Source organism: Lampropedia cohaerens (assembly GCF_001005215.1).
GTDB classification, from domain to species: Bacteria; Pseudomonadota; Gammaproteobacteria; order Burkholderiales; family Burkholderiaceae_C; genus Lampropedia; species Lampropedia cohaerens.
The window spans coordinates 79,880-87,369 of the sequence record NZ_LBNQ01000032.1 but is presented as its reverse complement, the minus strand read 5'-3'; the positions used below and the strand labels follow the sequence as shown (position 1 = coordinate 87,369).

Here is a 7,490-nt window from a genome sequence, read left to right as displayed (position 1 = left end):
TGACCTGCCCCCAGTTTTAGTACCGTTTCCTAGTTAGTAGGCCCTGGGGTTGATGTTAGTTTTTCATGTCGGGGTTGCTGTTGGCTTGCCCTCCAATGCGCAGCGAATTCTGCCGGGGTGTGATTCCCGATAGCGCTGTGCGGTCGGTGTTCGTTGTAGTCCCTTCGCCAGGCCGCGATGCGGATTCTGGCCTCGGCCAGTGAGCAGAACCAGTGCTCATTCAGGCATTCATCCCGAAACTTGCCATTGAATGATTCGATGAACGCATTCTGTGTCGGCTTGCCAGGCTGAATCAGCTTCAGCTTGATGCCGCGCTGATAGGCCCATTGATCAAGAGCCTTGCCGGTGAATTCGGGGCCCTGGTCGGTGCGGATTGCCTTGGGGTAACCGCGGAATCGGGCCATTTCATCTAATGCGCGAGTAACACGAAAGCCGCTGATGCCGTGATCCACAAGAATACCCACCACCTCCTTGGTGAAATCATCGACCACCGTCAGACATTTGATCCTACGTCCCGTACTGAGTGCATCGAAGACGAAGTCCATCGACCATACCTGATTCGGCGCGCTCGGCAGACTCAGCCGCTCGCGCTCTACGGCGACACCGTGGCGGCGCCTCCGGCGCTTCACCATCAACCCGGCAGCCCGGTACAGGCGATAGATCCGTTTAGGGTTGACCTGCATGCCAGCCCGCCGCAGCAGGATATGCAGGCGCCGATAGCCAAAGCGCCGACGCTCCTGTGCCAGCTCCATAAGTTGGGATTGCAGCCTGGTGTTTTGCTCGCTGGAACGGGGTTGATAGCGCAGCACCGAGCGAGACAGCCCGATCAGCTGACAGGCACGGCGCTCGGAGATACCGGTTCTGGCCTGCATCTCCTGCACCGCCTCCCGCCGTGCTGTCGGGCTTACCCTTTTCCCCGGGCGACCACCTTAAGTGCCTCGATATCCAGATGGGCTTCGGCTAGCAGCTTCTTTAGCCGGCTGTTCTCCAGCTCGAGATCCTTGAGCCGCTTGGCGTCCGGCACGGTCATGCCACCGAACTTGGCACGCCAAGTGTAGAAGGATGCATCACTGAAGCCATGCCGCCGGCACAGCTCCTTCACCGGCACGCCGGCCTCTGCCTGCTTAAGAAAGTCGAGAATCTGTTCTTCTGTAAAACGCTTTTTCACTACCGTCTCCTGCTCGGAAAACGGACTCTACTAAGTTCGGCGTGGTACTGAAATCGGGGGGCAGGTCAATAACACCTGAGTTAAGCCGCGCCGCGAAGCGGCGTCGGCTTGGACGAATTGTTAGGCATCAGCCCTTCGGTGGGTGCTTTACACATACGAACTGACATACATTCTTGGGCTTTGCCAAGAAAAAGACCTTGGTGCGCTCCCGATCCGAGTAGCCAAACTCGCACATGACGGGGCCTGAATCGCCAAGGACGCCCGAGAGTGCGCAATGCGAGTAAGTACGGGAGAACTCCTCCACCGGGACAACGACGTGACACATGCCGATCTCTGACCGGCCTTCCCACACAACCGACTGGTTGCGCGAGCCCGACTGGACTAGATTGCAACGCTCATTGTCGATCTGCAGATGATCGAACGGCGTGTTTGCAATTGCGGGAGCAAAGGTAAGCGTGATCGCGGCAACTAGAACCCACATGTACTTCATGAACTCTCCTGATGATGCCTAACGCTTGAGTTAAGCCGCGCCGCGAAGCGGCGTCGGCTTGGACGAATTGTTAGGTGTCATGCTGGCTGCCTGTCATTTGTGGTAGCAGTTGCCCGTCAAATGTTTCGATGAGCGATGTAATTATGGTGTACGGATCTTCTGGAAAGCGCGGGACAACATTAACTGGCTTTGGGGTTCCAGATGACATGTCAATGCCTTGTACCTTTGCATAGTCGCACTCTAATTCTCGGTATGCGCCTTCGATGATCGCTTGAATGTTTTGCTGGAACGCACCAATTGGAACAGCTCCACTCATCGTGCCGTGCTCAGATGTTATCTTGAAGCGCTCCGGAACCTTGAATACCCTCGCGATACGAAAATCGGTTGGGGCGAGAGCTTGTAGAACTGTGCTAATGACATTGTCATCACTCTCCATTGCATAAGCACGCATGAAGAATCGCTGCACAAGTCCCGTGCTCTCATCTACGACTGGCCAAACATTTGCGACTAGTTCCATGGGTGCTCGCATGATCTTCGCTATGACGCCTAACGAACAAGGTAAGCGGCCCGCAGAATGCGGGTCCGCTTGAGCGAAGGGTTAGACACTGCGTTCACACACCCTCTTTCGCCTTGGCGAAGCGTTCCGCTCGCTTTTTTTCGGCAGCCCCTTCCCACACCAGTCCCAAGCCGACAGAGGCAATAACAAGCGCAAGACCAAATGCACCGGAAAACCATGGAAGAGTGGCGGCGAGAAAAACAGCTAAAACGGTCGTGCCGACTACTGACAAACCGAGACGCCAGTGAAACACCAGCAGCATAACCAAGTCGATCAATGCATCCATGGCTAACGCCCTGAGTTCAGCCGCCGCCGTAGGCGGTCGGCTGCAACGAAATGTTAGGGGCGCTGCTTGCGAAAGAACCCCTTGACGACCCAAATGGCTGCATATAGCAAAACTGCGAAAACAAGTGCTATGAAAAAACCTTCTGGCCACTTTCCCGCTCCAGAAATGTAGGCGGAGCCGCCGAGAACGCCGACGATGCCAAGGCACACCCGAAGGTCAATGGGTAAACTGACAAAAGGAAGGCCTGCAAGGCTAGCTGTGACAACAGCAATGCCAAGAAAAATGCGGCCCATTTCGGGCGAGTCGGGAGCACCGGTGGCAAACATGAACATGAGAAAACCGGCGACGGCAACACAAAGCACCGCCCAGACAAGTTTTAATCGGTGAATACCGTGACGCATATCCATACATCCACCCTAACGCCGCGCTCTGCGGCAAATTTGGAGCGCAGCGGAAAATTTGTCCGACAGCAGCGCTTGGTTAGGCGAGAGAACGCAACGCCAGCACATCATACGGCCACCCCAAAGAGCGCACCGACCCCAGCCGTCAAAGCCATAGCCAAGGCCCCCCAAAACGTAACCCGAGAGGCAGCCTTAAGAACAGGAGCGCCGCCGACCTTCGCGGCTAATGAGCCTAGCAAGGCAAGGAAAAGCAGTGAACTACCGGGGACGACCCATATAAGTAGCGACGCCGGAAGCAGAAAGACGACGCATAAAGGAAGGGCCGCTCCTACCGAGAATGTACCTGCTGACGCAAGCGCAGCCAGAATTGGACGGGCCGTGGATACTTCTGAAATGCCAAGTTCATCACGGGCATGGGCTCCCAGCGCATCCTGCTTCATTAGTTGACTTGCTACTGCGTCTGCTAGCGCCCGGTCTAAACCGCGCTTAACGTAGATCTCGGCAAGCTCAGCATGCTCTTGTTCAGGCGCATCAGCCAGCTCCGTTCTCTCTCTGGCAAGGTCGGCCTCCTCAGTGTCGGCTTGAGAGCTGACTGACACATACTCCCCCGCTGCCATCGACATAGCGCCAGCGACGAGACCAGCAATGCCTGCAATCAAAACAGCCTTAGAGTCCGCCCCTGCCGCCGCCACACCCAGGACCAGGCTCGCAGTAGACACAATTCCGTCGTTTGCACCAAGAACCGCAGCACGAAGCCAGCCGATCCGATCGGTTCTATGTCTTTCAGAATGTCTCATGCGAAGCCCAAATATAAAGGTGAGCAGTAGCGCCTAACGCCTGAATTAAGCCGCGCCGCGAAGCGGCGTCGGCTTGAATGAATTGTTAGACATCACTGGCATGGCACTAAGCAATTTAGTGGCTTCATGTTTCACGAAGTGAACGAACGCCGCCAACTGATCCGCGCGTGAGGCCAAGCAATCTTCTCCTTGTCCAAGATAAGCCTGCCGGGCTTCAAGCAGTACGGGCTTATGTTGATCTGGCAGACGCTCCATTGCCCAGTTGGCAACGATATCCTTCGGTGCGATCTTGCCGGTTGCTGCGCTGTACCAAATGCGAGACAAGGTAAGCACTACATTCCGCTCATCGCCTTCCCAATCCGGCTGCGAATTCCATAGTTTCAGAGTGTCGCTCAATGCCTTGAATAGATCGCCTTCCGGAACTGGGTTAAAGAAATCCTCTGCGGCCGAACCTGCCAATGCAAGGCTATGCTGCCTTACTTTAGTTAGCAGAATAGCCAGATCAACATCGGTTGTGGCGGGCTCGAAGATGCCCGCAAGAATGTCCTTACGCTGCCACTCCCCGAATTGCAGTTCCCGTCTGGCCGGATAACGCCAAGGGACAACATCACCATGCACGACGATGGTAACTTCCAAGGCGCGGAGAGCCTCACTTTGGCCAGGGGAGGCAGAAATTTCCAAGAGATCTACGACCAGGGCTTGTCGGACAGTCTCATCGAGCCGTGCAGCCACAGTAACCAGCAAATCAATATCACTGTATGGCTTCAGGCCACCGTCCAGTGCAGAGCCGTACAAATGCACGGCCAGCAACGTTGATTCCAGATGACGCTCGATGGCGTTGAGAGCCAGTGATAGCTGTACCGAAATCTCGGCGGGTACTGCGTTACTCATGATGTCTAACTATATTTAGACGACATGCTTTCCACGAAAATATGTCGCCTAACGTCCGACTTGCCTTAGCTGGCACCCAAGGCAAACCCTGATGCTGACGGTTATAGGCAAACCTAAAATTTTCCGGATGCAATATGCCAGAGATGACGGTCAATTACAAGTGCAACGTCAGCCGCCAAGGTTGCTGGATCAGCTGCGAGCCAGCATTCGCACCAAGCATTACAGCATCCGCACCGAGCAGGCGTATGTGGACTGGGTGCGGCGGTTCATTTTGTTCCATGGCAAGCGGCATCCTGCGGAGATGGGAGCGCGTGAGATTACGGCGTTTCTCACGTACTTGGCGGTAGAGCGCCAAGTCTCTGCGTCCACACAAAATCAAGCCAAGTCGGCGATTTTGTACCTCTACAAAGAGGTATTGGCCTTGGAGGTGCCGTGGCTGGATGAGGTGGTACACGCCAAGCCATCGCGCCGCTTGCCCGTGGTGTTAACGCCTGCAGAAGTGCGTGCTTTGTTGTTGCATGTCAAGGGTTCTGCCGGGTTGGTGGCGCAGTTGCTCTACGGCACCGGTATGCGTTTGATGGAGGCATTGCGGCTGCGCGTCAAGGATGTGGAGTTTGCGCGGCGTGAGATTGTGGTGCGCCAGGGCAAGGGCAGTAAAGACAGGGTGACGGTGTTGCCAGAGAATTTGATGGCGCCTTTGCAGACGCAGTTGGCAAAAGCCAAGGCCTTGCATGACAAGGATTTGGCGCAGGGTTTTGGGCGGGTGTATTTGCCGGATGCATTGGCGGTGAAGTATCCGCAGGCTGATCGCAGTTGGGCCTGGCAATATGTGTTTCCAGCCGCCGGGCGTGCGCTTGATCCGCGCCCTGACGCATCAGGCAGGCAGTGGGAGCGGCGCCATCATCTGTATCCAGAGTCGGTGCAACGCGCGGTGCGCGAGGCGGCCAAATTGGCGGAGATTGCCAAGCCGGTCAGCCCGCATGTGTTGCGCCATTCATTTGCCACGCATTTGCTGCAGGCGGGTTACGACATCCGCACGGTGCAGGAGTTGCTGGGCCATGCGGATGTAAAAACGACCATGATTTACACCCACGTACTCAACAAGGGCGGGCGTGGCGTGTTGAGCCCGCTGGATGCGTTGTAAACGCTGCGCTACGCAATGGCTTGCGCCCGCGTTTCACCGCGTTGCGTTACACCGTTTCTTTGTGCTTGGCGTGCATGCTGCCGGTGCGCATGGCGCGCTCGTGCCAGCTCAGGGCTTCGCCGGGCAGCATGGGCGTGTGTTTGCCATAGGAATGGTGCAGGGCGCGGTCGTAGTAGTCCTGCAGCTCATCCTTGAACTCGGGTGCGGCGCAGTTGGCGATGATGACCTTGGCGCGCTGCTTGGGCGAGAGGCCGCGCAGGTCGGCCAGGCCTTCATCGGTGACGAGGATGTGCACGTCATGTTCGGTGTGGTCGACATGCGAGACGGCAGGCACGATGCATGAGAGCTCGCCGCCTTTGGCCGAGGCATTGGCCATGAAGATGGCCAGGTAGGCGTTGCGGGCGAAGTCGCCGGAGCCGCCGATGCCGTTCATGATGGCCGAGCCGTAGACGTGGGTGGAGTTGACGTTGCCGTAGATGTCGGCCTCGATCATGGCGTTCATGGCGATCACACCCAGGCGCCGGATCAGCTCCGGGTGATTGCTGATTTCCTGCGGGCGGATGACGATCTTGTCGCGGTAGAAGTCGAGGTTGTCGACGAACTCGCGCTCGCCCTCCGGGCTGAGGGAGAAGCCGGTGCAGGAGACGTTCTTGAGCTTGCCCGAGCGCAGCATGCCCAGCATGCCGTCCTGCATGACTTCGGTGAAGGCGGTAAGGTTTTCGAACGGGCCGTCGGTCAGCGCGCCCATCACGGCGTTGGCGATGTTGCCCACGCCCGATTGCAGCGGCAGCAGGTTGGCCGGAAGGCGCCCGCGCTTGACCTCATGCTGGAAGAACTCGATCAGATGCCCGGCAATGCGGCGTGCCTTGTCGTCGACGGGCTTGAAGGGCGAGTTGCGGTCGGGCTTGTTGGTTTGCACCACGGCGATGACCTTGTTCGGGTCGCAGCGCAGGTATTGCTCGCCGATGCGGTCCTGCGTGTGGGTGATCTGGATGGGCACGCGGTTGGGGGGCAGTTGTGTGCCGTAGTACACGTCGTGCATGCCAGCCAGGCCGATGGGCTGGCGTTCGTTGACCTCAAGGATGACGAGATCGGCCAGATCCAGCCAGGTCTTGTTGTTGCCCACTGAAGTGGAGGGAATCAGACTGCCGTCGGGAAGGATGCCCGCAACCTCGATGACCGCCACGTCCAGCTTGCCGAAGAAGCCGAACCAGGCGTACTGCGCGACATGGGAGAGGTGCACATCCATATAGTCCATCGCGCCTTCATTGATGCGCTGGCGGCCGATGGGATCGGACTGGTAGGGCAGGCGCATCTGGATGCCGTTGGCCTTGGCCAGCGCGCCGTCGATTTCCGGGCCGGTGGAGGCCCCGGTCCACAGATTGATGCGGAACGGGTGTCCCTGCGCCACGCTGTGCTCAATGCGGGCGGCCAGGGCCTGTGGCACTTCCTTGGGCGCACCAGAGCCGGTAAAGCCGCTCATGCCGACGGTGGCGCCTTCTGGAATCAGCGCGGCGGCCTGTTCGGCGGACATGACTTTGTCAAGCAACTTGGGGCACTGGATGCGGGAATGTTGGGTCATGGTGGGCTTCGTTGATGTGCAGTTAGGTGGGGGAAACAGGTTTTCCCTTACGCGATAACCCTTATCGTAGGACTGCAAAACGACGCCATGGCGTTATTTTTACTAGGGATTACCCGATTTTCCCTAGGCTTTTCTCATGTGCGCTTGCAGCATTTGGCACAGGGGTATCACGTGC

At 57.5% G+C, this 7,490-nt stretch carries 9 protein-coding genes; 1 reads left to right on the top strand and 8 read right to left on the bottom strand.

Annotated features, from left to right (window positions below; all coding sequences use genetic code 11):
- Nucleotides 1-29 precede the first annotated feature (29 nt).
- The 7 genes from AAV94_RS10345 to AAV94_RS10310 all read right to left on the bottom strand — a co-directional run bounded on the left by AAV94_RS10345 (nt 30) and on the right by AAV94_RS10310 (nt 4,589).
- Nucleotides 30-1,168 (bottom strand): IS3 family transposase gene (locus AAV94_RS10345; RefSeq protein ID WP_156167861.1). Its coding sequence is split into 2 segments (ribosomal slippage): nt 30-919 and nt 919-1,168, totalling 1,140 coding nucleotides; the frame shifts between segments, so codons are not numbered across the junction.
- Between the two features lie 127 nt (nt 1,169-1,295).
- The gene (locus AAV94_RS10335) at nt 1,296-1,658 is read right to left on the bottom strand and encodes a hypothetical protein (protein ID WP_046742235.1); all 363 of its coding nucleotides are present in this window, start codon (nt 1,656-1,658) and stop codon (nt 1,296-1,298) included.
- A gap of 70 nt (nt 1,659-1,728) precedes the next feature.
- Complete coding sequence (locus AAV94_RS10330) at nt 1,729-2,175, bottom strand: hypothetical protein (RefSeq protein ID WP_156454408.1); 447 nt, start codon at nt 2,173-2,175, stop codon at nt 1,729-1,731.
- Nucleotides 2,176-2,269: 94 nt separating this feature from the next.
- Nucleotides 2,270-2,500 carry a hypothetical protein gene (locus AAV94_RS10325; RefSeq protein ID WP_046742233.1) on the bottom strand — a complete coding sequence of 77 codons (231 nt, stop codon included), beginning with the start codon at nt 2,498-2,500 and terminating at the stop codon, nt 2,270-2,272.
- 53 nt (nt 2,501-2,553) lie between these two features.
- Complete coding sequence (locus tag AAV94_RS10320) at nt 2,554-2,907, bottom strand: hypothetical protein (protein ID WP_046742232.1); 354 nt, start codon at nt 2,905-2,907, stop codon at nt 2,554-2,556.
- Between the two features lie 101 nt (nt 2,908-3,008).
- Nucleotides 3,009-3,698, bottom strand: a complete 690-nt coding sequence (locus AAV94_RS10315; protein ID WP_046742231.1) for a VIT1/CCC1 transporter family protein — start codon at nt 3,696-3,698, stop codon at nt 3,009-3,011.
- Nucleotides 3,699-3,743: 45 nt separating this feature from the next.
- Complete coding sequence (locus tag AAV94_RS10310; RefSeq protein WP_022675713.1) at nt 3,744-4,589, bottom strand: ANT(3'')-Ia family aminoglycoside nucleotidyltransferase AadA6; 846 nt, start codon at nt 4,587-4,589, stop codon at nt 3,744-3,746.
- Between the two features lie 127 nt (nt 4,590-4,716).
- On the opposite strand from AAV94_RS10310, the gene AAV94_RS10305 reads away from it, so the two are divergent.
- Nucleotides 4,717-5,733: an integron integrase gene (locus AAV94_RS10305; RefSeq protein ID WP_046742230.1), complete on the top strand. Its 1,017-nt coding sequence runs from the start codon at nt 4,717-4,719 to the stop codon at nt 5,731-5,733.
- A 46-nt stretch (nt 5,734-5,779) separates the two neighbouring features.
- Here the strand turns inward: AAV94_RS10305 and AAV94_RS10300 are convergent, their stop codons facing one another.
- Nucleotides 5,780-7,315, bottom strand: a complete 1,536-nt coding sequence (locus tag AAV94_RS10300) for an acetyl-CoA hydrolase/transferase family protein (protein ID WP_046742229.1) — start codon at nt 7,313-7,315, stop codon at nt 5,780-5,782.
- Between the last annotated feature and the right edge of the window lie 175 nt (nt 7,316-7,490).